Annotated in this window: 22 protein-coding genes; 6 read left to right on the top strand and 16 right to left on the bottom strand. The window is 70.7% G+C overall.

Annotated elements, in window-relative coordinates; all coding sequences use genetic code 11:
• Window positions 1-120: 120 nt before the first annotated feature.
• From yegS to M3M27_RS01595, 4 genes are all read right to left on the bottom strand, one after another.
• On the bottom strand, window positions 121-1,047 hold the full coding sequence (gene yegS / locus M3M27_RS01610) for a lipid kinase YegS (protein WP_140725484.1): 927 nt from the start codon (window positions 1,045-1,047) through the stop codon (window positions 121-123).
• A 221-nt stretch (window positions 1,048-1,268) separates the two neighbouring features.
• A complete protein-coding gene (locus tag M3M27_RS01605) occupies window positions 1,269-1,775 on the bottom strand; it encodes an N-acetyltransferase family protein (RefSeq protein WP_434026957.1) in 507 nt (168 codons plus the stop codon).
• On the bottom strand, window positions 1,772-2,464 hold the full coding sequence (gene rpe, locus M3M27_RS01600) for a ribulose-phosphate 3-epimerase (protein ID WP_434026956.1): 693 nt from the start codon (window positions 2,462-2,464) through the stop codon (window positions 1,772-1,774). Before rpe ends, M3M27_RS01605 begins: the two co-directional genes overlap by 4 nt.
• 22 nt (window positions 2,465-2,486) lie before the next feature.
• Complete coding sequence (locus M3M27_RS01595; protein ID WP_434026955.1) at window positions 2,487-2,816, bottom strand: J domain-containing protein; 330 nt, start codon at window positions 2,814-2,816, stop codon at window positions 2,487-2,489.
• A 177-nt stretch (window positions 2,817-2,993) separates the two neighbouring features.
• Here M3M27_RS01595 and M3M27_RS01590 point away from each other — a divergent pair, with 177 nt between their 5' ends.
• The gene (locus tag M3M27_RS01590) at window positions 2,994-3,920 is read left to right on the top strand and encodes a phosphoribosylaminoimidazolesuccinocarboxamide synthase (RefSeq protein ID WP_434026954.1); all 927 of its coding nucleotides are present in this window, start codon (window positions 2,994-2,996) and stop codon (window positions 3,918-3,920) included.
• 131 nt (window positions 3,921-4,051) lie between these two features.
• On the opposite strand, the gene dusA is transcribed toward M3M27_RS01590, so the two are convergent.
• Window positions 4,052-5,071 carry a tRNA dihydrouridine(20/20a) synthase DusA gene (gene dusA, locus M3M27_RS01585; RefSeq protein ID WP_434026952.1) on the bottom strand — a complete coding sequence of 340 codons (1,020 nt, stop codon included), beginning with the start codon at window positions 5,069-5,071 and terminating at the stop codon, window positions 4,052-4,054.
• Window positions 5,072-5,162: 91 nt separating this feature from the next.
• Window positions 5,163-5,546 (bottom strand): winged helix-turn-helix transcriptional regulator, encoded by a 384-nt coding sequence (locus M3M27_RS01580; RefSeq protein WP_140725426.1) that lies wholly within the window; start codon window positions 5,544-5,546, stop codon window positions 5,163-5,165.
• A 159-nt stretch (window positions 5,547-5,705) separates the two neighbouring features.
• Between M3M27_RS01580 and M3M27_RS01575 the strand changes: the two genes are divergently transcribed.
• Window positions 5,706-6,581: an SDR family oxidoreductase gene (locus M3M27_RS01575; protein ID WP_434026951.1), complete on the top strand. Its 876-nt coding sequence runs from the start codon at window positions 5,706-5,708 to the stop codon at window positions 6,579-6,581.
• Window positions 6,582-7,050: 469 nt separating this feature from the next.
• Window positions 7,051-9,147, top strand: coding sequence for a TonB-dependent siderophore receptor (locus M3M27_RS01570; protein WP_434026950.1), 2,097 nt, complete (start codon window positions 7,051-7,053; stop codon window positions 9,145-9,147).
• A 36-nt stretch (window positions 9,148-9,183) separates the two neighbouring features.
• Here the strand turns inward: M3M27_RS01570 and dinG are convergent, their stop codons facing one another.
• From dinG to aroE, 3 genes are read right to left on the bottom strand one after another with little or no spacing between them, the layout of a single operon-like run.
• The gene (gene dinG, locus M3M27_RS01565; protein WP_434026948.1) at window positions 9,184-11,313 is read right to left on the bottom strand and encodes an ATP-dependent DNA helicase DinG; all 2,130 of its coding nucleotides are present in this window, start codon (window positions 11,311-11,313) and stop codon (window positions 9,184-9,186) included.
• 53 nt (window positions 11,314-11,366) lie between these two features.
• Window positions 11,367-11,696: a hypothetical protein gene (locus M3M27_RS01560; RefSeq protein WP_434026947.1), complete on the bottom strand. Its 330-nt coding sequence runs from the start codon at window positions 11,694-11,696 to the stop codon at window positions 11,367-11,369.
• A 34-nt stretch (window positions 11,697-11,730) separates the two neighbouring features.
• Window positions 11,731-12,579 carry a shikimate dehydrogenase gene (gene aroE, locus M3M27_RS01555; RefSeq protein WP_434026946.1) on the bottom strand — a complete coding sequence of 283 codons (849 nt, stop codon included), beginning with the start codon at window positions 12,577-12,579 and terminating at the stop codon, window positions 11,731-11,733.
• Between the two features lie 54 nt (window positions 12,580-12,633).
• Here aroE and M3M27_RS01550 point away from each other — a divergent pair, with 54 nt between their 5' ends.
• Entirely contained in the window at window positions 12,634-13,521 is an 888-nt protein-coding gene (locus M3M27_RS01550; RefSeq protein ID WP_434026945.1) for a TolB family protein, read from the top strand.
• A gap of 12 nt (window positions 13,522-13,533) precedes the next feature.
• Here the strand turns inward: M3M27_RS01550 and M3M27_RS01545 are convergent, their stop codons facing one another.
• Both M3M27_RS01545 and M3M27_RS01540 read right to left on the bottom strand, forming a co-directional pair.
• Complete coding sequence (locus M3M27_RS01545; protein WP_434026944.1) at window positions 13,534-13,971, bottom strand: GNAT family N-acetyltransferase; 438 nt, start codon at window positions 13,969-13,971, stop codon at window positions 13,534-13,536.
• 51 nt (window positions 13,972-14,022) lie between these two features.
• Window positions 14,023-16,545, bottom strand: a complete 2,523-nt coding sequence (locus M3M27_RS01540; RefSeq protein WP_434026943.1) for a PepSY domain-containing protein — start codon at window positions 16,543-16,545, stop codon at window positions 14,023-14,025.
• 195 nt (window positions 16,546-16,740) lie between these two features.
• Between M3M27_RS01540 and M3M27_RS01535 the strand changes: the two genes are divergently transcribed.
• Entirely contained in the window at window positions 16,741-17,496 is a 756-nt protein-coding gene (locus M3M27_RS01535; RefSeq protein ID WP_434026942.1) for a DNA/RNA non-specific endonuclease, read from the top strand.
• Between the two features lie 48 nt (window positions 17,497-17,544).
• Here the strand turns inward: M3M27_RS01535 and hemB are convergent, their stop codons facing one another.
• The 3 genes from hemB to M3M27_RS01520 all read right to left on the bottom strand — a co-directional run bounded on the left by hemB (window position 17,545) and on the right by M3M27_RS01520 (window position 19,868).
• Window positions 17,545-18,537 (bottom strand): porphobilinogen synthase, encoded by a 993-nt coding sequence (gene hemB / locus M3M27_RS01530; RefSeq protein WP_140725392.1) that lies wholly within the window; start codon window positions 18,535-18,537, stop codon window positions 17,545-17,547.
• Between the two features lie 32 nt (window positions 18,538-18,569).
• On the bottom strand, window positions 18,570-19,487 hold the full coding sequence (locus tag M3M27_RS01525; RefSeq protein WP_140725389.1) for a bestrophin family protein: 918 nt from the start codon (window positions 19,485-19,487) through the stop codon (window positions 18,570-18,572).
• A gap of 132 nt (window positions 19,488-19,619) precedes the next feature.
• The gene (locus tag M3M27_RS01520) at window positions 19,620-19,868 is read right to left on the bottom strand and encodes a hypothetical protein (protein ID WP_140725385.1); all 249 of its coding nucleotides are present in this window, start codon (window positions 19,866-19,868) and stop codon (window positions 19,620-19,622) included.
• Between the two features lie 178 nt (window positions 19,869-20,046).
• On the opposite strand from M3M27_RS01520, the gene M3M27_RS01515 reads away from it, so the two are divergent.
• The gene (locus tag M3M27_RS01515) at window positions 20,047-20,475 is read left to right on the top strand and encodes a hypothetical protein (protein WP_140725382.1); all 429 of its coding nucleotides are present in this window, start codon (window positions 20,047-20,049) and stop codon (window positions 20,473-20,475) included.
• A gap of 173 nt (window positions 20,476-20,648) precedes the next feature.
• Here M3M27_RS01515 and M3M27_RS01510 read toward each other — a convergent pair whose 3' ends face one another.
• Window positions 20,649-22,427, bottom strand: coding sequence for a DUF885 domain-containing protein (locus M3M27_RS01510; RefSeq protein WP_434026941.1), 1,779 nt, complete (start codon window positions 22,425-22,427; stop codon window positions 20,649-20,651).
• Window positions 22,428-23,389: 962 nt separating this feature from the next.
• Window positions 23,390-25,624: a DPP IV N-terminal domain-containing protein gene (locus tag M3M27_RS01505; RefSeq protein ID WP_434026940.1), complete on the bottom strand. Its 2,235-nt coding sequence runs from the start codon at window positions 25,622-25,624 to the stop codon at window positions 23,390-23,392.
• Window positions 25,625-25,817: the final 193 nt, after the last annotated feature.

Here is a 25,817-nt window from a genome sequence, read left to right as displayed (position 1 = left end):
AAGGAACGCGGGGTCGTCAGGCTGGACACCGGGCTACTGTACCGCACCCGCGTGCGCGATGCAGGCTCGCTTGCAGCCGAAACCGTCGGCGGGTCCCTCGCGGCGGCGGGCCGCCCGGCCTCAATCCGACAGCAACGGGCAATCGGCCGGCAGGTGCATGCGCAGGCGGCCGGGCACGCAGTCGATGCGGAAATGCCGCGAGGTCTCCGGCTCGCCGTCCAGGTTGAGCGTCAGCGGCTCGGGCGCGTCGATCTCCAGCCACGGCAACTGCGCACGCTCGGCCACGCGCTCCAGCGCCGCGCGCTTGCCGCCGGTGACCAGCGCCCCCAGCGTGCCGGCGACCTCGCCGCTCAGTTCCGGCACGATCGTCACGTCGAGCAGGCCGTCGTCGATCCGCGCCTCCGGGCACAGGGCCTGGCCGCCTCCGGCCTGGCGCCCGTTGCCGATGCCGAGCGCGATGAAGCCGCCCTGCCAGTGGAAGTCCGGCCCGCGCAGCGAAGCCTGGACCGGCTCGATCCGGCCCAGGCGGGACATGCCGGTGATCAGGTAGGCCAGCCCGCCGAGCATCTTCTTGAGCCCCTCGTCGGTTTCCACGGTCACCTGCGTGCCGAAGCCGCCGCTGGCGACGTTGGCGCACCAATGCGGCCCGTGGTCGGCCTCCACGCGCAGCAGGTCGATCGCGCGGGCGGGACTGCCGGCGATCAATCGCAGCGCCGCCAACGCCTCCTCCGGGATGCCCGCCGCGGCCGCGAAGTCGTTCGCCGTCCCCAGCGGCACCAATCCCAGGGTCGGCAACGCCCCGGCCGGTTCGTCGCGGTGCGCCAGCGTGGTCGCCACCTCGCTCAGGGTGCCGTCGCCGCCGGCCGCGATCACGGTATCCACGCCGGCGGAGATGGCCTCGGCGACGTAGCGCTCGGCATCGCCGTCTTCCCAGGTCACCCGCACGTCCAGCCGGACGCCGCGCTCGCGCATGTGGCCCACCGCCGCGCGCAGCGCGTCGTCGCCCGCGGATTTTCCGTTGAGGATCAGTCGCCAGTGGGGGGGCATCGGCATCCGGCCACGAGGAAGGAAGCGGCAGGCTAGCAGCGCGCGGAACCGGGCATCGTGAACGCCGCGCCTGTCATCACCGTGTCATCGCCCATCCGGAACATGGAAGGCCATAGCAGGGACGATGGGCGGAGGCAGGATAAGCCTCCAATTTTCCAGCGGGGATCGCGTCGGGCGGCGCGGTCCCCGTTTTTCTTCGAGGCGTGGTTCTATTGCGCCGGCTACCGGGCGCGGGGCGCGGGCGAGCGCCCGGCGGCGAAATCCGCCAGCGTCTGACCCTCCAGGCGATAGACCGTCCACTCGTCCATCGGCCTGGCGCCGACGGCGCGGTAGAAGTCGATCGCCGGCCGGTTCCAGTCCAGCACCGACCATTCGAAGCGGCCGCAGCCCTTGTCCACCGCCAGCCGCGCGAGATGGCGCAGCAGCGCCAGCCCGGCCCCGAGGCCGCGATGCTCGGGGCGCACGAACAGGTCCTCCAGATAGAGGCCGTTGCGCCCGAGCCAGGTGGAGTAGTTGAAGAAGTAGACGGCGAAGCCGATCGCCACGCCTTCGTGCTCGCACACCAGCGCATGCGCGGTGGCGCCCTCGCCGAACAGGCTGGCGCGCAGGTCCTCGACGCTGGCCTTGACCGCGTCGGGCTCGCGCTCGTAGACCGCGAGCGCGGTGACCAGTTCGTGCAGCAGCGGTGCGTCGTCCGGCGTGGCGGCGCGGATGCCGAGAGCGCTCATCCGCGCCTGGCCCCGGCCACCGCGGCGCGCATCTTGCCGATCACTTCCGCGTAACTTTCCTGCGTGGAGCCCGGGGCATTGAAGATCGCCGAGCCGGCGACGAAGGTGTCCGCGCCGGCGGCGGCGATCGCGCCGATGTTGTCGGCCTTGACGCCGCCGTCGATCTCCAGCCGGATCGGCTTGCCGAGCGCGTCGATCTTCCGCCGCACCACCTTGAGCTTCTCCAGCGCGGAAGGAATGAACGCCTGGCCGCCGAAGCCCGGGTTGACCGACATCAGCAACACCATGTCCAGCTCCGGCAGCACCCAGTCGAGGATGTCCACCGGGGTGGCCGGGTTCAGCACCAGCCCGGCCTGGCAGCCATGCGACTTGATCAACTGGATCGTGCGATGGACGTGGCGGCTGGCCTCGGGATGGAAGCTGATCAGCGTGGCGCCGGCCTCGGCGAAGTCCGGCACGATGCGGTCCACCGGCTCGACCATCAGGTGCACGTCGATCGGCGCGACGACGCCGTGCTTGCGCAGCGCCTGGCAGACCATCGGGCCGATGGTCAGGTTCGGCACGTAGTGGTTGTCCATCACGTCGAAGTGCACCCAGTCGGCGCCGGCCTCCAGGACGGCGTCGACCTCCTCGCCGAGGCGGGCGAAATCGGCGGACAGGATGGACGGGGCGATGATGCAGTCGGACATGGCGGTTCTCGGAGCGGAATGGCTAGCGCCGGCGCAGGCGCTGGATGCGGTCGTAGGCGGCATTGATCTCGCTGGCGCGGCGCTCGGCCTGGCGGCGCTGCTCCGGATCGGCACGTGCGACCTTGTCGGGGTGGTACTGCGACATCAACCGGCGATAGGCCAGTTCGATCTCGGCATTGCTGGCATCCGGGGTCAGCCCCAGCGCCCGGTAGGGATCGTCGCGCCGGGCCTTGAACCAGCCGGCATCGACCGCGTGGCCGACCAGCAGGCCCAGCAGCACTCCCAGCGACGGCGAACCGCGGAACAGCAACGCGCCGAGCAGGGCGCCGAGCAGTTTTCCGTACCAGGGCATGGGGCGTGGGCAGGGCCGGGAGGCGGGCCTGCCAGTTTAACCGAACGCCCCATGGACGGCCCTGCAAAAACCCCTGCGGCAGCCCCCGAAGCGCCGTACACTACGCGGCCCGCCGTCCAGCCGCGGGCCCGCCGGGTCCCGGGGACAGCGCCAACGCGAAGTTCCAGAGGAGTGCCTGTGTCGACCACGCTGTTGCAATCCGATCTCCCCGGCCTGCCGTTGCGTCACCGTGGCAAGGTCCGGGACGTCTTCGACATCCCCCGCGAACGGCTGCCGGCCGGCACGCCGCCCGGCGACTACCTGCTGATCGTCGCCACCGACCGCCTCTCCGCCTTCGACGTGGTGCTGCCCGACCCGATCCCCGGCAAGGGCGAGATGCTGTGCCAGGTCTCCAACTTCTGGTTCCGCAAGACCGAGCACCTGATGCCCAACCACCTCACCGGCATCGACGTGGCCAGCGTGCTGCCCGAGGGCGTGGACAAGGCCCTGTACACCAAGCGCGCAGTGGTGACCAAGAAGCTCAAGCCGGTGCCGGTGGAAGCCATCGCCCGCGGCTACCTGATCGGCAGCGGCTGGAAGGACTACCAGCGCACCGGCAAGGTCAGCGGCATCGAGCTGCCCGACGGCCTGCGCCAGGCCGAGAAACTGGCCGAACCGATCTTCACCCCCTCCACCAAGGCCGCGGTCGGCGACCACGACGAGAACATCGACTTCGACACCATGGTGAAGGCGGTCGGCACCGAACTGGCCGAACGCGTGCGCGACGCCACCCTGCGCATCTACCGCTTCGCCGCCGACTACGCGGCCGAGCGCGGCATCCTGCTGGCCGACACCAAGTTCGAGTTCGGCACCGACGCCGACGGCCGCCTGTACATCATGGACGAGATGCTGACCCCCGACTCCTCCCGCTACTGGCCGGCCGACCAGTACGAGGTCGGCACCAGCCCCCCGAGCTACGACAAGCAGTTCGTGCGCGATTACCTGGAAACCCTGGACTGGGGCAAGACCGCCCCCGGCCCGGAGCTGCCGCAGGACGTGATCGACCGCACCCGCGCGAAGTACGCCGAGGCGCTGCAGCGGTTGGCGGGGATCAGCGTGGATTGAGGCAGCGATCTCCGAAGGGATCGCAAGCCCTGCCGATCATGCAAAAGGCCGCGCCATGCGCGGCCTTTCATTTGGCGCGACGCACCGCGCATGCGATGGCGCATACCGTCGCGTGCGGAACGCGCTTCTCTTTACGCGGCCGCCACGCGCAACGCCTGCGCGTGCGTGACATCCAGGGCTTGCTCGACCAGCGACCAATCCGCGCCCGGGCGGTGCGCGCCTTCGCTCAGTATCTGGCGGAAGGCGCGGCCGCCTGGTTGTCCATGGAACAGGCCGAGCACGTGGCGGGTGATGTGCTTGAGCGCCAGGCCTTCGGCCAGGCGCGCTTCCACGTAGGGACGCAGCGCGCGCAGCAGATCGGCGCGCGCCCGTAGCGGCGTACCGTACAGCGCGGACTGCATCTCGTGCAGCACATAGGGTTCGTGATAGGCGGCGCGCCCGATCATCACGCCGTCGACGCGGGCCAGGTGGTCCTGCGCGGCAGCGACGCTGGCGATACCGCCGTTGAGCACGACCGGCAATGCCGGGCGCTCCTGCTTCAGCCGGTACGCCCAGTCGTAGCGCAGCGGCGGGATCTCGCGGTTTTCCTTGGGCGAAAGGCCTTGCAGCCAGGCATTGCGCGCATGCACCACGACCATCGCGCTGCCTGCCGCGACGACCTGATCGACGAAGCTGGCGAACAGCGCGTAATCGTCGTCTTCGTCCACGCCGAGGCGGCACTTCACCGTCACCGGGATCGAAACCGCGGCGCGCATCGCGGCGACGCAGTCGGCGACCAGCGCCGGTTCGCGCATCAGGCAGGCGCCGAACCGTCCGGCCTGCACGCGGTCGGACGGGCAGCCGCAATTGAGGTTGACCTCGTCGTAGCCCCAGTCCTGCGCGATGCGCGCCGCCTGCGCCAGCAGCGCGGGATCGCTGCCGCCAAGCTGCAGGGCCACCGGATGCTCGGCCGGATCGAACCCAAGCAGGCGCTCGCGGTCGCCATGGATCACCGCATTGGCGTGCACCATCTCGGTATATAGCCGCGCCGACGGCGCCAGCAGCCGGTGGAACACGCGGCAGTGGCGATCGGTCCAATCCATCATGGGCGCGACGGACAGGCGCAGGGAATCGGCGTAGCGGGCCGGTGCGGAGGGAATCGCTTGGGTCATGACAAAAGCGCCTGTCGCACGGGGCGGGCGAGGCGGTGGGAACGGGACGAGGGCCGATAGCTTACATGCGGCGTCTGAACGGACATGGCATTCACGCGGCTTGCGCGTCATAGGCCTGGCGCGCCTGCAGGATCGCCGGGTGCACCTGTGCGGCCCAGTCGATCAGGGCGCCAAGCGGCACCAGCATCGATCGCCCGAGCCCGGACAGGCGGTATTCCACGCTAGGCGGCTTGGTCGGGAAGACATGCCGGGTGATCAGGCCGTCGCGTTCCAGGTCGCGCAGGCTCTGGGTCAGCATGCGCTTGGAGATGTCCGGCAGCGCGCGATGCAGCTCGCCGAAGCGCAGCGGCCTCTCGCCCAGCGCGACCAGGATCAACGTGGTCCATTTGGCGGCGAGGTGGTCGAGCACGTCGCGCACCGGGCACTTGCCCTGCAGCTCGGCATTGCCGAGCACGGCGGATATCGGGATGGACATGCGGGTTCCTTGCAGGTAACCAAGGGAGGGGAAACTGCCTTCTTACGCGGCTCGGTTTCGGTCTCTATTCTAGACCATGTCTCTCCCGCGAATCCCCGCACGAAGCAGCACACGCTCATGTGCGCGGATTCGGTCCCGAAACCTGACAGGAACCGCGCCATGCCCCGCACATCTCCCCGCTTGCTCGTTACCGCCGCCACCGGCCAGCTCGGCCGCAAGGTGGTCGCCGAATTGCTCAGGAAAGTCCCCGCCACCGACCTGGCCGTGGCCGTGCGCAACGCCGGCAAGGCCGCTGACCTGGCCAGCGCCGGCGTGGACGTGCGCGTCGCCGACTACGCGCGCGCCGAGGGTTGGGATGCAGCCTTGTCCGGGATCGAACGGGTGCTGCTGATCTCCTCCAGCGAGGTCGGCCAGCGCGTCGCCCAGCACCGCAACGTGATCGATGCGGCGGTGCGCGCCGGCGTCGCGCTGATCGGCTATACCAGCGTGCTGCGCGCCGACACCAGCGAACTCGGCCTGGCCGTGGAGCACCGCGAGACCGAGGCGCTGCTGCGTGCTTCGGGCCTGCCGGTGGTGCTGTTGCGCAACGGTTGGTACACCGAGAACCTCACCTATTCGCTGGCGCACGAACTTGCCAGCGGCGTGCGCTTCGGCAGCGCCGGCGACGGCCTGATCTCGACCGCCAGCCGCGACGACTACGCTGCAGCCGCCGCGACGGTGCTCGCCGGGAACGACCATGCCGGCAAGACCTATGAAATGGCCGGCGACAGCGCTTATACGCTGGCCGAATACACCGCCGAAGTAAGCCGGCTCTCCGGCAAGCAGGTGGCCTACCAGGACCTGTCGCAGGCCGATTACCGCGCAAGCCTGCTCAAGGCCGGCCTGCCGGCGCCGTTCGCCGAGATGCTGGCCGACAACGACGCCGCGGCCGCGCGCGGCGCGCTGTTCGACGATGGCCGCCAGCTCAGTGCGCTGATCGGGCGGCCGACCACGCCGTTGGCGGAGACGTTGCGGGCCGCGTTGGCGGCAGTTTGAAGAAGTAGAGGACGGGACATCCTCGCGGGAGTGGCTTCAGCCGCAATGGGCCCTACCGGCAAAGCCTGTCGCGGCTGAAGCCGCTCCCGCAGTTGCCGGTTGATCGGCGCGCCGATGTTGCCCGCAGCCAGTCCGCTGCATCCATGATCCGAGCGCCGGCTTCGAAGTTGGAGGCCCGTTCGACTTCGACCGCTTCGATCGACTCGGCCACGGCATGACGTCGCCACGCCAATTGGCACCGGCCGAGGCCCACGCGGGAGATGCTTGCAGGGTTGCGGGTTCCAGATAACAATAATCATTATTGTTTGAGATCCTGCATGGGTCCGCCGCGATCTTCCGCCAGGAGTGGCACGCCGGCCGGCCGCGAGCCGGCCGTTTCGCATTCGGGCAAGGCGCCTGGCAGGCGGATCGGTTGCGTCCGTGGCAGCGGATTCCAGGCAGGCCCCCGCTCGCTGCCCCTCTTCCCCGCATGCCCACCCCAACCCGCATCTCCCACTGCATCGCCGCGGCGCTTGCCCTCCTCCCCGCGTCGGCTGGCGCCGCCGAGCCGACGGCCAACCCGACCACGCTCGATGCCGTGCAGGTCCGCAGCCAGCGCCCGGCCGGCGAAGAACGCAGCGCCAGCGGCGCCACCCGCACCGACACGCCACTGCTGGAAGTGCCGCAGGCGGTGCGGGTGCTGTCGCGCAGGCAGCTGGACGATCTCAACGCCAACCGCCTGGCCGACGCGGTCGACTACGTCAGCGGCGTCACCCGTCTCAACGATTTCGGCGGCACATGGGACAACTACGCGATCCGCGGCTTCAGCAACGCCAACGGCGGTTCGCTGCTCAACGGCTTCGCGTCCTCGCGCGGCTACGGCCCGCAGCGCGACATGGTGTCGGTGGAGCGGGTCGAATTCCTCAAGGGCCCCTCGGCCGCGCTGTACGGCAGCGGCGAGCCCGGCGGCACCTACAACGTCATCACCAAGAAGCCGCTGTTCGCGCCCTTCAATCGCCTGACCGTGGATGGCGGCAATCTCGGCTACGCCCGCACCACCCTCGACAGCACGGGCCCGCTCGGCCAGCGCCTGGCCTATCGCTTGAACCTGGCCGCCGAGGACGGCGCGAGCCGCAGCACGCTGATCGACAGCCACAAGTACGTGCTCGCACCGGCGCTGACCTGGCAGCTGGGCGAGGCGACCACGCTGGACTACGACGGCGAGCTGATCCGCATCCGTACGCAGCTCGACCGCGGCCTGATCAACGTCGGCGGCAAGCTCGGCCTGTTGCCGCGCGATCGCTTCCTGGGCGAACCCGGCGATCCCGACCTGCACGTCAACGGCGATACCCACCAGCTCCGGCTGGTGCACGAACTCGCGACGGGCTGGACGCTGCGTGCCGGCGCTTCGCACCGCGAAACCAGCTTCCACGGCCGCGCCGCCGACCTGCTCGGTACGCTGGCCGCCGACGGCCGCACGCTGAGCCGCCGCGACAGCTGGCGCACGCTTCCGGCGCGCGACAGCATGCTGCAGTTCGAGGTCGAAGGCCGCCTCGACACCGGCATGCTGGAGCATCGGATGTTGGCCGGCATCGAGGGCTCGCGGCTGGCCACCGGCATGGACCTCGCCTACTCCGCGCTCTCGGCCGATCGCTACCCGATCGACATCTACGCGCCGGTCTATGGGCAAGCGCATCCGCCGCTGGCGTTCACCACGAGTACCGACGACGTGCAGCGCGCGGCCGGCCTGTTCCTGCAGGACCAGATCGGCCTGGGCGAGCGCTGGAAGCTGCTGGCCGGCGTGCGCCTGGACCGGTTCGAGCAGCGCGTGGAGAACAACCTGGCCGGCACGCGGCAACGCCAGCGGCATTCCAAGGCGTCGCCGCGATTGGGCGTGCTCTATATGGCCGGCCCACAGCTGTCGTTCTACGCCAATGCCAGTTCGTCGTTCCGTCCCAACAGCGGCGTCGACGAGAACGGCAACGCCTTCGCGCCCGAGTCGGGGCGCTCGTTCGAACTCGGCAGCAAGTGGCTCTCGGCCGACGAGGGGGTTTCGGCCAGCCTCGCGCTGTTCGACATCCGCAAGCGCAACGTGCTGACCCGCAGCCCGACCAATGCCAACTTCAGCATCGCCGCCGGCGAGGTCCGCAGCCGCGGCGTGGAGGCGGACGTGTCCGGGCAGCTCGGCGAGCACTGGCGGGTGACCGCCAGCGCCGCCTACCTCGACACCGACGTGCTGCGCGACAACAACGCGGCGCTGGTCGGCAAGCGACTGCTGAACATTCCCGACTTCAGCGGCAGCCTGTTCGCGATCCGCGAGGCCGAGCTGGCCCGGGGCCGCTACGGCGTCGGCGCGGGCATCACGCACGTGGGCGAGCGCACCGGCACCGCCACGGATACCTATCGCCTGCCGGCCTACACCACCGCGCGGCTGACCGCGTACTGGCAGCCGCTACCGCGCCTGAAGCTCAGCGCCGATGTCTACAACCTGTTCGACCGCGAGTACTACACCGCCTCGTGGGGCGCGCTGACCGTCATTCCCGGGCTCGGCCGGCAGTGGACGCTGGGCGCGCAGCTGGACTTCTGAGCGGCGGCGCAGCCCGAAGGGCCGCGTCCCGACGACTCAGCCGATCACCCGCCGGAACGGCGGCAGCGCGTCGATGATGCGGCGGCCGTAGCGGCGGGTGAGCAGGCGCGAGTCGAGGATGACGACGCGGCCGTGGTCGGTGGAACTGCGGATCAGGCGGCCGGCGAACTGGGTGAGCGTGCGCAGCGCGTGCGGGATCGCGATCAGGTTGAACGGGTTGAGGCCGCGGCTTTCCATCCATTCGCCGAGGGTGGCGGTCTGCGGGTCGGTCGGCACCGCGAACGGCACCTGGGTGATGACGACCGTGGTGCAGGCCTCGCCGGGCAGGTCCAGGCCTTCGCCGAACGAATTCAGGCCGAACAGGACCGAGCCTTCGCCGGCCGCGATGCGGCGCAGGTGCTCGCCGATCAGCTGGCTCTTGTTGCCCTCGCCTTGCACCAGCACGCGGTTGCGCTGCGCCACCGGCAGCAGGTCGGCGACCTTCTCCATCTTCCAGCGCGAGGTGAACAGCACGATGCTGCCCTTGCCCCAGTCCAGTTCGCGCACGAGGTAGCGCGCCACTTCCCTGGGATGGCCTTCGCGGTCGTCCGGCGTCACCGGGAAGCTGGGCACCACCAGCTCGGCCTGGTTGGGCAGGTCGAACGGCGAGGCGAGCGCGGTCATCTCGGCATGCTCGGGCACGCCGTTGTCGATCGCGAAGGATTGGAAATCGCCGCCGCCGGTCAGCGTCGCCGAGGTCATCACCACCGAGTCGACCTCGCTCCACAGCAGCTTGCGCAGCACCTGCGCGGCCGACACCGGCGAGCAGTGGCAGACCAGATCGCCGTCGCGCGACAGCGTGATCCAGCGCGCCATCGGCGGCTGGCCTTCGCTGTCCTCGCGGCGCCAGCCGCCCCACAGGGCGTGCTGCTGCTCGACCATCTCCAGCGCCATGCCGAGGTTGCGCTGCAATCGCTCGCGCGCCGCGTCGTCCTGCTTGGCCTTGGCGACCAGCCCGTGCGCGGCGTGCACCCAGTTGAACAGCGCGCGCGTATCCTCGCCGAGTTCCTCGATCGCCGGCCGCCAGTCCGGCGGCAGCTGGCCGTTCGGCGCGCGCCATTGCGGATCGCGCTCGGCGGGATCCGGCTTCCAGGCCTGCCCGACCATGGCATGGAACGCCCTGAGCAGCTTGCTCACGCGTGCGGCCAGTTCGATCGCCTCGTTCGGCAGCAGGTTGCCGATCTTCTCCTTGTCGATCGCGCGGTAGGCCGCGGCGATCAGGATCTGCAGCTTGCCGGTGCGGCGCGCCATGTCGTCCAGCGGCAGGTTGGCCGCGCCCTGGTCGATCGCCACGCCGGCGATGTGGTGGCCTTCGTCGAGCACGAGCAGCATGTCCGAGGGCGGCGCGATCAACGGCTGGCCGTTGTCCGAATCGCCGAGCGACAGCGCCGACAGCAGCAGCGCGTGGTTGGTGACCACGATCTGCGCCTCGCGCACGTCGCTGCGCGCCTTCAGCACCGGGCATTGCGCCGAGTAGCTGCAGCGCCGGCCGGCGCATCCGGAAGCCGGCGTGGTGATGCGCATCCGCAGCGATACCGGGACCTGCTCGGGAGCCTCGTCGAGGTCGCCGTTCCACTTGCGGTCGGCGTAGGCCTTGGCCAGGCGGTGCGCGATCTCGGCGTCGGCCGGGCTGAGCGGCCGGTCGTACAGCGCCTGCTCGTCCTCGAACATCGACTCCTGGCTGGCCTCCCCGTGCAGCTCGGCGGCGTTGCGCGTGCACAGGTAGCGGGTGCGGCCCTTGGCCAACGCCACGCTGGCCTCCAGCCCGGTGGCCTTGAGGAAGGCGGGGATGTCGCGCTCGACCAACTGGGATTGCAGCGCGACGGTGCCGGTGCTGATCACCAGCTTCTTCTTGCTGGCCAGCGCGATGGGCACGCCGGCGGTGAGATAGCCCAGGCTCTTGCCGACGCCGGTCGGCGCCTCGACGATGCCGATCCCGCCGGAGGTCGCCAGCGCGCGCGAGACCACGCCGATCATCTGGCTCTGCGCGCGACGGGTGGCGAAGCCGGGGGTGTTGGCCTGCAGGCTGGCGTAGGCCGCGCGGATGCTCGCCTTCAGCGGCTCGCCCAGCTGGCGCCGGGGCTCGGACGGGGTCGTGTCCGTACCCGGACTGGCTGCATCGTTCATCCGGCTATTTTCTCATGCCCGGTCGCACCGGCCGAAACCGGGCCCTCCGAGGCTCAGGCCGCGTGCGGCGGACGCAGCGCCCGCACCAGCGACAGCACCAGCAGCACCAGGCCCGTCGCCTGGATGGCCGAGACGAGGAAACCGACCGCGATCGCGACCGTGCGGATCATGCTCACGGACTCGCTGCCGAAGTGCATCAACATCATCGGCAGCGCGCTCGTCAGTGTGCCCAGCAGCAAGGCCAGCAGGATCAGCGATATCCCCCACAGGCCGCCACGGCGCGGACGGCCCGCCGGCGCCACCGCCAGCATCACGAATCCGGCCACCAGCGCGGCCAACAGCGGCAGGTGGACCAACAGGCCGCCCAGTACGACGGCCAACATGCTCATCATTTCCATTCCAATCTCCCTTTGGATTTCAGTCTTCGCCCACCAGCAACGCGCTGCGCTCGCGCAACGCCGCGTAGACGGGCGCGGTATCCGGACGCACGCCATGCCAGCGTTCGAAACTCTCCGCGGCTTGCTCGACCAGCATCCCCAGTCCGTCCACGCTGTTGCGGCATCGCGCCGCGCGCGCCCAGGCCAGGAAGGCGATCGCCGCGTCGCCGTAGTTGAGGTCGACCGCAGTGGTCATGCTGTTGACCAGCGACAGCGGCAGCGAGAACGCCGCATCCGGCTGGCGGCCGGCCGAGGTCGAGTTGACGATCAGCTCGAAGTCGCCCAGGTCGTGCAGGTCCTCCCAGTAGCGCGACACCGCGCGCGCCGGCTCGCCGAGCACGTCGCACAGCGCGTCGGCGCGCTCCGGGGTCCGGTTGACGATCACCATCTCCAGCACGCCGGCGTCGAGCAGCGCCGGCGCCACCCCGCGCGCGGAACCGCCCGCGCCGAGCAGCAGCACGCGGCGGCCGCGCAGGTCCAGGCCGTGGCGATCGGTGAGATCGCGCACCAGCCCGGCGCCGTCGGTGTTGTCGCCGTGCCAGCGGTCGCCGTCGCGCACCAGCGTGTTGACCGCCCCGGCCCGGCGCGCGCGCGCGCTGAGCGTGGCCGCCAGCGCGAAGGCCTGCTCCTTCAGCGGCAAGGTGACGTTGGCGCCGGCGCCGCCCTCGGCGGCGAAGCGCTCCAGCGTGGCGGCGAACGCGTCCGGGGCGGCATCGATGGCGGTGTATTCCAGCGCGATCCCGTGCTGGCGCGCGAACGCGGCATGGATGCGCGGCGACAGCGAATGGGCGACGGGGTGGCCGAACACGGCGTAGCGGGAAGCGGGCATGGAGGCACTCTCGATTGGCTAGACTTGCGCGTCCCTTCTCTGCAGGAGAACCGCATGCGATTGCGAGGATCGCTGCTCGCGCTGGCGGCGAGTGTACTCTGCGTCCCGTCGGCAACGGGACTGGCCGAGTTCGGCATCGAAGGCATGGGCGTGGTGTCCACGCCCGCCAATGAAGTGCGCGCCACGGTGTCGCCGGACGGCCGGCGCATCGTCTGGGGCAGCACCGACCGCGCAGGCGGCGCGGGCGGCTGGGACCTGTGGCAAGCCACCCTCGCCGGCGGGCGCTGGAGCGATCCCGTGCCGTTGCCGCTGAATTCGCCGGCCAACGATTTCGATCCGTTCTTCAGCGCCGACGGGCGCTGGCTGTACTTCTTCTCCAACCGGCCGGGCGGCTTCGGCGGCGACGACCTGTACCGCGCCGCGGTCGGCGCGGACGGCTTCGGCCCGGTCGAGAACCTCGGCGCCGGCGTCAACACCGCGGGCGACGAATGGGCGCCGACGCTGTCGCTGGACGGCACCCGCCTGCTGTTCTCCAGCGACGGGCATGGCGGCGCGGGTGACCACGACCTGTTCGTGGCGCGCTGGGACGGCCGCGCCTTCGTCGATCCGCGCCCGGTGCCCGGCGTCAACACCGACGCCGACGAGTTCGACGCGGCCTGGCTGGGCGATGGCCGCGCGCTGGTGTTCGCGCGCTCGGCCGATCCCGCGACCAAGCCGGTGCGGCTGTGGCTGGCGCAATGCGCGAACGGCCGCTATGGCGAGGCGCAGGCGCTGGCGGTGTCGTTCAACGACGCCGAAGGCACCACGCTCGGCCCGGTGGTGGACGCCTCCAAGCCCGGCGAACTGCTGCTGAGCGGCAGTGCCCGCGCGCCGAAGGCCGGCAAGCTCGACATCTACCGGATGAAGGCGCCGGCCGCGAGCGGGGACGATCGCTGCCGCTGAAGCGGCGACCGTTCACTCCAGGCGCAGCTCGTAGACGTGCTGGGTCTTGATGTTCCGGAAGCCCACGCGTTCGTAGAACCGGTGCGATGCCTCCCGGGCCACGCTGGACCGCACCATCATCGCCCCGCCGGGCCCGGCCTGCGCCCATGCGCGGGCCGCGTCGGCCAGCGCGCGCCCGACGCCACCGCGGCGCAGGTGCGCGTCCACTACCAGCGCCACGATCTCGCAGCGCTCGCCCAGTTCGAGCATCAGCCGCCGCTCCACGGCGACGAGGCCGGCCAGAGGGCCCTCGGCGGCGGCCGCGACGAACACCGCATGGCGGGGCGAAGCGGTGATCGCCCGCCAGCGCGCCGCCGCTTCGGCTTCGCCCACCGGATAGCCGAGCTGCGTCAGCAGCCGGGCCATCTCGGCCGCATCCTCGGCGCGTGCGGGGCGGACCAGGAAGGACATGTCCAGGACTCCGGGATGGAAGATCCCGATACGATGCCGGCGGCGGACGGCTCAGTAAACGTCGCGGCGATAGCGGCCCTCGGCCACCAGCGCATCCAGCCCGTCCTCGCCGAGCTGGCGGCGCAGTTCGGCATCCACCGCCTGGGCCATGCCCTGCAGGCTGCCGCAGACGTGGATCACGGCGCCGCGCGCCAGCCATGCCCGCAGCTCGCCGGCGCGTTCGCGCAGGCGATCCTGCACGTAGACCTTGTGCGCCTGGTCGCGCGAGAACGCCAGGTCGAGCCGCTGCAGGTGCCCCAGCGCGAGCCACGCATCCAGTTCCTCGCCGAACAGGCGATCGTGCGCCGCGTTGCGCTCGCCGAACAGCAGCCAATGCCCGGGTTCGCCAGCGCGCTGCGCCTCGACCAACAGGCTGCGCAGGCCGGCGATACCGGTACCGTTGCCGATCAGCACCATCGGCACGCCCGGGCTGCGGCGGAAGCCGGGATTGGCGCGCACCCGCGCCCGTACCTCGCCGCCGAGCGGCGCATGCAGCGCCAGCCAGCCCGAGCCCAGGCCGGGACGACCGGCTTCGTCGTGCATCAGCCGCACCACCAGTTGCAGCACGCCGTCCTCGGCCACCGAGGCGACCGAGTACTCGCGCGTGCCGAGCGGCGCCAGCGCGTCCAGCCAGGCCTGCGGCTCCGGCAACGCGGCTTCCGGCGCAGGCGGCGGCAAGGCGCGCAGGGCCGCGGCCTCGGCCAGCGCCAGGGTCCGGCCGTCCACCTGCACCGGGGTGCCCGGCTCCAGCCGCCACGCGCGCAGGCACTCGCGCACCACGTCGGGTGCCTGCTGCGGCTCGATCTCGAGGATGTCGCCCGCCCGCCAGTACGTGCCCGCGGGCGGTTCCAGGTCGATCCGCCAGGTCTGGCCGCCCTCGCTGCCGGGATTGAGCCAGCGACGCTCGCGCAGGCGCCAGCTCGCGTACGCGGGCCGGTGCGACTCGAACGAGGCGACCGCCGTGCCGGTGACGCCGGCCAGTTGCGCCTGCCAGTGCGCCAGTGCCTGCGGATCGGCGTTGTCCACTTCCACGGTCGGGAACAGCGCGCGCGCGCCCTGCGCGGTCAGCCAGGCTTCCAGCCGCCGCGAGAATCCGCAGAAGCGCGCGTACTGGCGGTCGCCCAGCGCGAGCAGCGCATAGCCCAGCTCGGGCAGCGCCTGGGCCTGCCGCAGCAGGCGCTTCTCCACGCCGCGGGCGGCGTCCGGCGCCTCGCCGTCGCCGAAGGTGCTGACCACGAACAGCGCGCGCCGGGCGGCTCCCAGCGTGGCCGGGTCGAGCTGCGCCAGCGGCCGCACCTGCGCCGGCAGGCCGGCGGCCTGCAACTGGCCCGCGGCATGCCAGGCCAGCCGCTCGGCGAAACCGCTCTGGCTGGCGAACCCGACCAGCCACGGCTCGCCCGCAGGCGCGGCCGGCACCAGCGCCTGGCGGGCCTCGCGCAGCGCGCGCTTCTTGCGGCGCCGGTCCAGGTACAACAGCCAGCCGGTGACGAAGAACAGCGGCATGCAGGCCGCCGCCAGCATCCAGGCGATGCGCCCCGGCAGGCCGAAGAAGCTGCCGGTATGCAGCGCGTAGAGGCTGGTCAACAGCTGCTCGCCGGCCGATTGGCCGGCATACGGCTGGCGCCGCAGCACGAGGCCGCGGATGCCGTCGATCTCGACCAGGTCGTAGGCGCGCGAGTGCGCCGGGTCGGCCGGCCGGTAGCGCACCGCCACCTGGGTGCCGCGCTCGGGGAAACGCAGGTCGTACAGATCGCGCGCCAGGCCGGGCACGCCGTCCAGCGCGGCCTGCATCCGCTCCAGGTTCCAGGGCTTGCGCTCGCCATCGCCCGGGCGCGCGCCGCGCCCGGCCGCCGCCGCCGGCGTGTCGCCGAACACGCGCACCAGGCCCTTGCGGTACCAGTCGTAGGACCAGTTGAGCCCGGTCAGCGCGATGACGACGTACAGCAGCAGGCACCAGGTGCCGATCACCGAATGCAGGCTCCACAGGAAACCGCGCCCCTGGCGCCGCCACTCCACCACGGCCCAGGCGCGCCAGTTCCACCACTGCCGTGGCCAGCGCAGGTAGAGCCCGGACAGGCAGAAGAACAGCAGGATGAAGGCGCACGCGCCGGTCACCGCCTTGCCGCGCTCGCCGGCGGCGAGATGGCGGTGCAGTTCCTCGATGAACTGGAAGGCGTCCACCCCGCGCAGGTCGTCCAGGCGCTGGCCGGTATACGGGTCGAAATAGAACTCCAGGCGCTGGCCCGGCCCTTGCTGCGCGCGCAGCCGCGAAAGCCGGTCGCCGGTGGGATCGACGATCAGCCGGGCCAGTCGCTGTTCCGGGCCGACCTGCAGCCGGCGCAGCAGCTCGGGCAGCGGCAGCGGCGTCTCGCCGCGGGCATGGCGCTCGCTGATCGCGGCCTGCGCCGGGTTCAACGCGTGCAGGGCCTCGTCCTCGAACGCCAGCAGGGCGCCGGTCAGGCCCATCAGCGCCAGGACCGCGCCGGCGCTGATGCCCAACAGCCAGTGCAACTGGAAGAGCAGGGACTTGATCACGCGAGGGGACGGCGGCCGGAGGGATGGGAGGTGCGCATTCTAAATGAGAACGCTTATCGAACGCAGTCAGGTGCGCCGCGGATCACGCCGGGCCCGTGACCCGCTTGGGGCTGGCCGCCGCCGCCACCGCGCGGTCACGGTCCTGCCATCGCGCGCCGCGAGCTTGCCGGCTCCACTCCCACCGACGAGCCTGAGATGAAGACGTTCCAGCGTTGCGCCCTGGTCCTGATCGCCGCATTCGCCGCCCCGGCCGCCCTGGCGGCGACCGGATGCCCCTCGCTGTACTACCGCGGCGCCGCGCCGACGCTGGACGCTGCCATCGCCGCGCGCACCACCGAGGTCTGCCACAGCGAGTACGTGCTGATGGCCTCGGGCGTGACCAAGGGCCCGCTGTACTCGGCCGAGCACCTGACCGACCAGCAGGTCGCCGGCGCCGACGCGATCGGCCGCACCGGCTCGTTCCACGAGGAGACCGGCATCCCGGCCGCCGACCGCTCCGAAAGCAGCGACTACACCAACAGCGGCTACGACCGAGGCCACATGACCCCGGCCGGCGACGCCTCCACCACCACCTCGGAGAAGGAGACCTTCTCGATGGCCAACGTCGTACCGCAGGACCACAAACTCAACACCGGCAAGTGGGCCGCCATCGAGGAGCAGGTCCGCCAGCTCGCCCGCGACAACGGCGAGGTCTACGTGGTCACCGGCCCGGCCTTCGACACCGGCACGCCGGCGACCATCGGCGCGGACGCGGTGCGCGTGCCGGACTACGTATGGAAGGCGGTGTACGAGCCGGGCGTGGGCGCGGCGGCGTACTTCTGCCTCAACGACGACAGCATCGCCTGCGACGTGGTGTCGATCGACGACGTGATCACGATGGCCAGCCTGGACCCGTTCCCGGGCCTGGGCGCCAGCGCCAAGGCCACCGCGATCGCGCTGCCGATGCCGTGATGCGGCGCGGGCACGGGCGCGGCAACCGGGCCGCGCCCGCCGCGGTGCTCAGCCCTCGCGCAGCCAGCGCGCCACCTGCGGCGCGAAGTAGGTCAGCACGCCGTCGGCGCCGGCGCGCTTGAAGCCCAGCAGCGATTCCAGCACGCACTTGCGCTCGTCCAGCCAGCCGTTGGCGATGGCGGCCTTGAGCATCGCGTACTCGCCGCTGACCTGGTAGGCATAGGTCGGCACGTGGAAGGTGTCCTTCACCCGCCGCACCACGTCCAGGTACGGCATGCCCGGCTTGACCATCACCATGTCCGCGCCCTCCTCCAGGTCCAGCGCGATCTCGCGCAGCGCTTCCTCGCCGTTGCCCGGGTCCATCTGGTAGGTCTTCTTGTCGGCCTTGCCGAGGTTGCCCGAGCTGCCGAGCGCATCGCGGAACGGGCCGTAGAACGCCGAGGCGTACTTCGCCGAGTAGGCCATGATGCTGACGTTGAGGAAGCGCGGGTCGGCATCCAGCGCGCGCCGGATCGCGCCGATGCGGCCGTCCATCATGTCGCTGGGCGAGACGATGTCGGCGCCGGCCTCGGCATGCGACAGCGATTGCTTCACCAGCGCCTCGACGGTGACTTCGTTGAGCACGTAGCCGCTCTCGTCGATGATGCCGTCCTGGCCATGGGTGGTGTACGGATCCAAGGCCACGTCGGTCATCACCCCCAGTTCCGGGAAGCGCGACTTCAGCGCGCGGATCGTGCGCTGGGTCAGGCCTTGCGGATTCCAGGCCTCGGCCGCGTCCAGGCTCTTGGCCGCCGGATCGACCACCGGGAACAGGTCGATCGCCGGGATGCCCAGCTCCAGCGCCTGCTCGGCCTCGCGCAGCAGCTCGTCGATCGACAGCCGCTCCACGCCCGGCATCGACGCCACCGGCGCGCGGCCCGGCAGTTCGTGCACGAACACCGGCCAGATCAGGTCGTCGACGGTCAGCGTGTGCTCGCGCATCAGCCGGCGGGTGAAGTCGTGGCGGCGCATGCGACGCGGGCGGTAATGCGGGTGGGCCATGGCGGGATTCCTCTGGCTTGGATTGAAGGGGGTCATTGCAGCAGGTAGTCGCGCGGCAGCAACGGCGGCGGCAGGTCGCGCTCGCCGAGCGCTTCGCGCTGGTCGATCTCGATGGTGCGCACCAGGGCGTCGATCGGCAGGTCGTTGGGCTCCAGGCCGAAGGGCTCCTCGAGTTCGTCGCCGAGCCGGTCCAGCCCGAAGAACGCGTAGGCCAGCAGCATCGACACCACCGGCGTCGCCCAGCCCAGCGCGGTCACCAACCCGAACGGCAGCAGCACGCAGAACAGCCAGGCGCAACGATGCAGCAGCAGCGTGTAGGCGAACGGCAACGGCGTGCCGGCGATGCGCTCGCAGGCGGCCTGGATCGCCGACAGCGCGTGCACGCGCGCCTCGAGCTGGCCGTACAGGTAGGCGTCCAGCCGGCCTTCGTGCAGCGGCTGCGCCAGTTCGGCCGAGATCAGCGTCAGCATCTGGTCGGGCACGTTGCCGCGACCCCGCAGCAGCGCCGCGTCCCGGCCCGGCAGCCACGGCAGCGCCGCGGCCTGCATGTCGCGCGCGCGCAGCCGCGCCGCCAGCACCTGCGCGAACCCGGCCACGAGATAGCCCACGCGCTGGCGCCGCGCCGGGTCGCCGGCGAGCAGCACCGCGCACTGGCGGGCCAGGCTGCGCGATTCGTAGACCAGTTGCCCCCATTGCTTGCGCGCTTCCCACCAACGCTCGTGGCAGGCGTTGTTGCGGAAGCTCAGGAAGATCGACAGCATCAGGCCGAGCAGGCTGAAAGGCACCACCGAGATCCGCTCGATGCCGGGCGGGTGCGCCAGCTCGGCGAACGCGGCCACGGCCAGCGCGAGCACGCCGATCGCCAGCACCTTGGGCGCGATCGCCGGCACGATCGAGCCGCGCAGGATGTAGAGCAGCTGCCAACCGTGGGGACGCGGGCGGATGATCATCGCGGAGATCGCCGCGCGGCGGCCGGCGCCGGCGCGGCTGGGATCGTCGGGGGAACAGGCCGCGCATTCTACGCCTCCGCCGCGCGCCGCCGGACGGACCTGCGACGGATTGTCGCGGCGCTCCGCGCCGGGTCAGACGATGCCGCCGCCGAGCATCAACCGGAACACGCCGACCACGATCACGATGCCGTTGAGCAACAGTCCGGCCTTGGCGCGCCCGCGGTTGCCGGGCGAAGTGAACAGGATGCCGATCGCGGCGATGATCGCGCCCACCGCGGCGAACGGGATCAGGAACCAGTTGCCCCAGCCCAGCAGCGGAATGAACGCCAGGATCATCCACAACAGCGCCACGATGCCCCACAGCAGGCTGATCAGTCCCATCTTCGTGCTCCTTGGTCGGAACCGGCACGATAGCGCGCCGGGCCGGGCTGGCAACCGGGCCGGTGGTCATGCCTCGCCGGCCGCTTCACGCCCGGGAGCGCATGCTCGCTCCCGCCAGGTCCGGCCGCATTCAGCGGCCGCGCCGGATCATGCCACCCGACTGCTGAGGGGAATCGCCATGACCATACGCCTGTTGACCGCCGCGCTGCTCGGCCTTGCCCTGGCCGGCTGCGCGAGCTCCTCGAAAGTGATGATGGGCCAGGCACGCCCGCCGATCGACCCGGCGTTCGTGCGCATCTACAACACCGCGCCGGTCGGCTCGGTGGAGATCGCGCAGATCGAGGCCACCAGCGCGGCCGGTTTCGGCACCCAGGGCCAGACCAACGCCGCGGTGGACCGGCTCAAGCGCGAGGCGGCCAAGCTCGGCGCCAACGGCGTGGTGTTGATGGGCGTGGGCTCGCAGCGCTCGGGCGGCGGCGTATCGGTCGGCGCCGGCAGCTATGGCGGCCACGTCGGCGGCGGGCTCGGCATCGGCATCCCGACCACGCAGAAGCATGCGGCCGGCGTGGCGATCTGGGTGCCGCCGGGCGCGCAGCAGCAGCCCTGACTCGGGTACCAGCGGACAGAGTCCCGCAAGGGTGTTTTTTCGTGGGAGCGACTTCGGTCGCGATGGGCCTTCCCGATAAAGCCCGTCGCGACTGAAGTCGCTCCCACAGAAGCGCCTCACAGTGTCATGTCTTGCGATACCGCCGCGATTCCGGCGGCGGTACCTCCGCTGGCTCAGCGCTGCGACGGGACGAAGACCTCCTCCACCGCCTTGGCCAGCTGGTCCGGCGGCAGCATGCCCTGGTCGAGCAGGAAGTTGTTGAACTTCAGCCGGTCGAACTTCGGTCCCAGCGCCAGCTCGGTGCGCATGCGCAGCTCCATGATGCGCGAGTAGCCGTAGAAATAGCTGCCGGCCTGGCCCGGCGAGCGCACCATGTAGCGGTCCAGCTCCTGCCGCGCCATCGCCGGCGACACGCCGACGTCGTTCTCCAGCACCAGGCGCGCGCGCTCGCGGTCGATCAGGCCCAGGTTCAGCATCGGGTCGAGCATCGCGCGCGCGGCGCGCAACAGGCGGAACTGCAGCGCGATCAGCTGCCCGTCCAGCGGCTCGTAGGGCACCATCTCGGCCTCGGCGTACAGCGCCCAGCCTTCCACGTTGACCGAGTTGAACGCGAACAGGCTGCGCGCCAGCGACACGCCGCGCTCGACCATCGCGGTGAACTGCAGCTCGTGGCCGGGCCGGCCTTCGTGCGCGCTCAGCGTCCACGCCGCCGAGCCGAAGTTGAAGTCGTCGTACTGCTGGCCCTTGCCGCCCGCATCCGGGTTGCCCAGCGGCAGCACGAACTGGCCCTGCTGGCCGGTGTTGCCGACCAGCGGCGCGGGCAGGAAGTGCGGTGCCGGCTGCGCGGCGCTCTCGGCCGGCGATCCCAGGCGCATCTGCATCGGCCGGTTCGGCACGTCGACGATGCGTTGCTCGCGGATGATCGGGTCGATCCGGTCGATCACGCCGCGGTAGTGCGACTCGAGCTTGTCGTCGGCGATCCTGTCGCGCTTGAGCGCGCGGATCACGTCGACGTAGTCGCCGGCAGGCAGGCCCTTCTCCTTGGCCACCAGCGGCGCGAGCTGGCGCATCGCCGAGCGCGTCTCCATGAATTCCAGCTGCGCGCGCTGCATCAGCAGGCGCGGATCGATGTCGATGCCGACCTCCTTGAGCTGGAAGGCGTACAGCGGCTCCGGCAGGCGCGTGTCCTCGCGCGCCTTGGGCAGCACCTCGGCGCGGGTCCAGGCGGCGTAGTCCTTCAACTGCCTGGAAACGGCGGCCAGCGCGCCGTCGTCCTTGATGCCGTACTTGGCGAACAGCTGGCCGATGCCGGCGATGTAGGTATCGACGTTGGCCAGCGCCTGCTCCACCTCGATCCGGGTCGGTTGCAGCAACTGCGCGTCGCCGAGCCGCTCCTCGTAGCGCGCCCGCGCCTGCGCGGCGGTCGAGGTGCCTCCCGGAGAGAGGCCGGCGTAGTTGCGCAGGCGATCGAGCGCGCGCGCGCGGCGCTCGGGCGGGGTCTGGTCGGACAGCAGGTTGTTGATGCCGCCGAACACCAGCTTGGGCACGTCCACCCACGGCAGCAGGTAGCGCTCCTGCAGCTGGCTGCCTTCGACCTGGCGATCGATCGCGGCGAGCATGATCTCCAGGTCCTGGCGCACGTTGGCGTCGCGCTCGACGGCCAGCTTCTCATGCAATGCGGCGCGCGCCTTGGCCAAGGCATCGCGCTCGCGTTGGTCGTGGTTCGGTCCGAGATCGACGACCTTGTCGTCGTAGCCGGGCACGCCGAAGAAGCTGACGAATTCCGGCTGGAACGGCGCTTGCGCCTGCAACAGGATCTGCGCGTACTCGTTGCTGCGCGCGACCCACTGCGGCACGGCGGGCGCGGCCGCCTTGGCCGGCGCCGCGGCCTGCACGGACGGGGACAACGGCGCCAGCAGCGCCAGCGAAACGGCCAGGACGAGCGGTTTCATCGGGTGGTTTCCTGCACAGGAACGGTAGCCGGCAACCTACGTGCCCGGCCGGGCGCCGGCAACGGGCCAAAGGTCATGGCGACGGCTGTAGCGGCGGCGCTGGAGAGCTGGGGACGACGGCCGACAACCGCTGGCAAGCCCATGAGCCATGCCGTTGCCGTTGCCGTTGCCGTTGCTCGTGATTTTGCTCTGGATTGGATAACACCTCCTCGCGCGGCGGCGCGCCAACCACTATGGCCCACAAATGTCACTGCGGCGCGGGCCCCTCCGAAGCGGCGGAGACGGCGGGAAACGCCCGAAGGGCGACGTGCATGGATGCACGTCGTTTTCGCCGGGGCAGGGCTCGCCGGAAAAAGGCGAAGCACCGCTTCGCCCCGGCGGGCGGGCATTCGCCGTGCGGCGAATGCCCCGGACTCGGCCGCATAGCGGACGAGCCCCGTCGAAAAATCCCGCCGGCTCCGCGGACCCGCAGCGTAGCTGCGGGCGCGAAGGCGGGGTGTGCTTGATCAGCCATGACCAGCCATTCGGCTGTTGTGAAGCGCTTCGGCTGCTGTGAAGCGCTTCTTTGGTTACTTTTCTTTACGCGGCACATCCCTGTGCCGCGCCCTTGGGGCGGCTTCGCCGTGCGGCGCTGCTCCTGCAGCGCGCGTGCACAAGCAAAGAAAAGTGACTCGCCGAAGGCGAAAGCTTTTGGCTTGCTCGCCAAAAGCCACAAAAGCAACGTCCCTGGATCCCCGCCTTCGCGGGGATGACGGTAGATAGATGTCGGAGAACGGACCGATAGCGTGAAAGGCAAAGACGCTGGATCTTCGATCGCCGGCCATCGGACATAACCCGATCGCGCTCAACGCCGCGCAAGCCAATGACTCGCATGCAACACGCCTTCACCCCCAGAGAGAGAAGGAAAACCGAAGCACCTCGCCGCACCCCCGCCCCCCCCGCAACACGCCACGCCTGGGCCATCAATCGTCCCGAGGCTTCAAACAGCGCGCAATGAACGCCTCGGCAGTGCGGTAACGATGCAGCGCATCTTGCCCGGAAAGCCCGTGCTTGGCCCCTGGATACGTCATCAGCTCGAACGGCGTGCCCCGCTTCTGCAACGCGCTCATCAGCGCCGTGGAATTGGTGAACAACACGTTATCGTCGGCCATCCCATGGATCAGCAGCAACTTCGACGACAACCCGTCCAGGTGCTCGGCCACGCGCGCCTCGCGGTAACCGTCCGGATTGGCCGCCGGCAGGTTCATGTAGCGCTCGGTGTAATGCGTGTCGTACAGCGCCCAGTCGGTGACCGGCGCGCCGGCCACGCCGCAGGCATAGGCCTCGCTGTGCCTGGCCAGCAGCATCAACGTCATGTAGCCGCCATTGGACCAGCCCTGCACGCCGATCCGCGCCGGATCCACCCACGGCTGCGACTTCAGCCAGGCCACGCCCTGCAGTTGGTCGTCCACCTCCACCGTGCCCTGGCGCCCGTACAGCGCACCGCCGAACTCGCGGCCGCGCCGCGGCGTGCCGCGGTTGTCGAGCGAGAACACCACGTAGCCGTGCTGGGCGAGGTACTGGTCGAACATCGCGTCGGCGCGCACGGGCCAGCTGTCGACGACGGTCTGCGCGGCCGGGCCGCCGTAGACGTAGACCATCACCGGGTACTTCTTCGCCGGGTCGAAACCGGCCGGGCGCAGCAGGCGGTAATGCAGCGGCGTGCGCCCGTCGGCGGCGGTGAGCGTGCCGAACTCGACCGGGCGCAACGCATCGCGGTACTTGGCGAACGGGTGCCGCGGATCGCCCAGGTCGTTGTCCACCAAGGTGGCCAGCTTGCTGCCGTCGGCCTTGAACAACTCGATCTGCGGCGGCGTCGCGGTGTTCGACCAGCTGTCCACGTAGACGCTGGCGTTGCGCGCGAAGCTGATGGCATGCGTGCCGCGGACGCGGCTGAGCTTCTCGACCGGCCCGCCCGCCAGCGGCACCACGTACAGCTGCCTCTCGGTCGGCGAATCCTTGGTCGCGGTGAAGTACACCTTGCCCGCGGCTTCGTCGACGGCCTCGACCTGGTCGACCACCCATTCGCCGGAAGTCAGCGGCGTCGAGGCGGTGCCGTCGGCCGACACCACGTAGAGATGCGAATGGCCGCTGCGCTCGGAGTTCCACAGCAGGCGGCCATCCTTCAGGAAGCGCAGGTCGTCGTGCAGCGGCACCCAGGTCGGCGAGGTCTCGCTGAGCAGCGTGCGCTGCGCGCCGGTGGCCAGGTCCGCCTCGACCAGGTCGAGCCGCTTCTGGTCGCGCGACTGGCGCTGGAAGGTGAGCCGGTGCGGGTCGCGCCAGTCCACGCGCGCCAGGTAGATGTCGGGATCGGCGCCCAGGCCGATCCACCGCGGCGCGGCGCCCTGCTTCGGCGCGATCACGCCCAGCTGCACGCGCACGTTCGGCTGGCCGGCCTGCGGATAGCGCTGCTCGACCACGTCGGTGTGGTCGGCATAGACCTCGTAGCGCTTCTGCACCGGCACCGGCGCCTCGTCGATGCGCGCGAAGGCGATCGCCGAATCGTCCGGGGCCCACCAGTAGCCGGTATGGCGGTTCATTTCCTCGTCGGCGACGAACTCGGCCACGCCGTTGCCGATCGTGTCGCTGCCATCGCGGGTCAGCCGCACCTGCGCGTCGCTGGCCAGGTCGATCACCCACAGGTCGCGCCCGCGCACGAAGCTGACGAAGCCGCCCTGCGGCGAGAGCTTGGGATCGGTGGCGAAACCCTCGCCATGGGTGAGCCGGCGCACCGCTTCCGGCCCTCGCTTGCGCAGGTCGTACAGGTACAGCTCGCCGCCGAGCGGGAACAGCAGGCGCTGCGCGTCCGGCGCCCACTGGTAATCGACGATGCCGCTGTAGGCGGCGATGCGCTGGCGTTCGCGGCGCGCCTTTTCCTCGTCGCTCAACGTTTCGGCGCCCGGCAGCACCACCGTGGAATCGACCAGCAGGCGGGTCTGCCCGCTGGCGATGTCGTACTCCCACAGATCGAGCCGGTTGCGGTCCTCGGCCTTGCCGCGCAGGAAGGTCACGCGCGAGCCGTCCGGCGCCACCTGCGGCTTCATCAAGGTAGGTCCGGACAGCGGCAACGGTCCGGTGATGGCTTCCAGGGTGAGCTTTTCGGCGTGGGCGGCGACGGGCGTGGCGAGCATGCAGGCGGCGAGCAACAGGGAGCGCATCGGGGTCTCTGGCAACGGGCGGGAGCCCTTCGCTGGCGCGAGGGCGTGGGCACGAGGGTAAGCGCAACCGCTTGCGCGGGTGAACCACCCCTCGGCTACTTGCGCCGCATGCCCATGCCGGCTTCGGTCGCGGCCGCCTTGGCCGCGGCCCTCCGCAGGACGCGGCGGATCCCGGCGGCCCGCCGCGCCTCGA

This window comes from Xanthomonas boreopolis (genome assembly GCF_046529185.1).
Taxonomy (GTDB): Bacteria; Pseudomonadota; Gammaproteobacteria; order Xanthomonadales; family Xanthomonadaceae; genus Pseudomonas_S; species Pseudomonas_S boreopolis.
This window is presented reverse-complemented; position numbering and strand designations above follow the sequence as displayed.

Excerpts from the sequence above, each read along its gene's own strand:
- yegS (WP_140725484.1), bottom strand. The coding sequence starts at position 1,047 with ATGCCCCCCCACTGGCGACTGATCCTCAACGGAAAATCCGCGGGCGAC.
- M3M27_RS01605 (WP_434026957.1), bottom strand. The coding sequence starts at position 1,775 with ATGAGCGCTCTCGGCATCCGCGCCGCCACGCCGGACGACGCACCGCTG.
- rpe (WP_434026956.1), bottom strand. The coding sequence starts at position 2,464 with ATGTCCGACTGCATCATCGCCCCGTCCATCCTGTCCGCCGATTTCGCC.
- M3M27_RS01595 (WP_434026955.1), bottom strand. The coding sequence starts at position 2,816 with ATGCCCTGGTACGGAAAACTGCTCGGCGCCCTGCTCGGCGCGTTGCTG.
- dusA (WP_434026952.1), bottom strand. The coding sequence starts at position 5,071 with ATGACCCAAGCGATTCCCTCCGCACCGGCCCGCTACGCCGATTCCCTG.
- M3M27_RS01580 (WP_140725426.1), bottom strand. The coding sequence starts at position 5,546 with ATGTCCATCCCGATATCCGCCGTGCTCGGCAATGCCGAGCTGCAGGGC.
- M3M27_RS01575 (WP_434026951.1), top strand. The coding sequence starts at position 5,706 with ATGCCCCGCACATCTCCCCGCTTGCTCGTTACCGCCGCCACCGGCCAG.
- M3M27_RS01570 (WP_434026950.1), top strand. The coding sequence starts at position 7,051 with ATGCCCACCCCAACCCGCATCTCCCACTGCATCGCCGCGGCGCTTGCC.
- dinG (WP_434026948.1), bottom strand. The coding sequence starts at position 11,313 with ATGAACGATGCAGCCAGTCCGGGTACGGACACGACCCCGTCCGAGCCC.
- M3M27_RS01560 (WP_434026947.1), bottom strand. The coding sequence starts at position 11,696 with ATGTTGGCCGTCGTACTGGGCGGCCTGTTGGTCCACCTGCCGCTGTTG.
- aroE (WP_434026946.1), bottom strand. The coding sequence starts at position 12,579 with ATGCCCGCTTCCCGCTACGCCGTGTTCGGCCACCCCGTCGCCCATTCG.
- M3M27_RS01550 (WP_434026945.1), top strand. The coding sequence starts at position 12,634 with ATGCGATTGCGAGGATCGCTGCTCGCGCTGGCGGCGAGTGTACTCTGC.
- M3M27_RS01545 (WP_434026944.1), bottom strand. The coding sequence starts at position 13,971 with ATGTCCTTCCTGGTCCGCCCCGCACGCGCCGAGGATGCGGCCGAGATG.
- M3M27_RS01535 (WP_434026942.1), top strand. The coding sequence starts at position 16,741 with ATGAAGACGTTCCAGCGTTGCGCCCTGGTCCTGATCGCCGCATTCGCC.
- hemB (WP_140725392.1), bottom strand. The coding sequence starts at position 18,537 with ATGGCCCACCCGCATTACCGCCCGCGTCGCATGCGCCGCCACGACTTC.
- M3M27_RS01525 (WP_140725389.1), bottom strand. The coding sequence starts at position 19,487 with ATGATCATCCGCCCGCGTCCCCACGGTTGGCAGCTGCTCTACATCCTG.
- M3M27_RS01520 (WP_140725385.1), bottom strand. The coding sequence starts at position 19,868 with ATGGGACTGATCAGCCTGCTGTGGGGCATCGTGGCGCTGTTGTGGATG.
- M3M27_RS01515 (WP_140725382.1), top strand. The coding sequence starts at position 20,047 with ATGACCATACGCCTGTTGACCGCCGCGCTGCTCGGCCTTGCCCTGGCC.
- M3M27_RS01510 (WP_434026941.1), bottom strand. The coding sequence starts at position 22,427 with ATGAAACCGCTCGTCCTGGCCGTTTCGCTGGCGCTGCTGGCGCCGTTG.
- M3M27_RS01505 (WP_434026940.1), bottom strand. The coding sequence starts at position 25,624 with ATGCGCTCCCTGTTGCTCGCCGCCTGCATGCTCGCCACGCCCGTCGCC.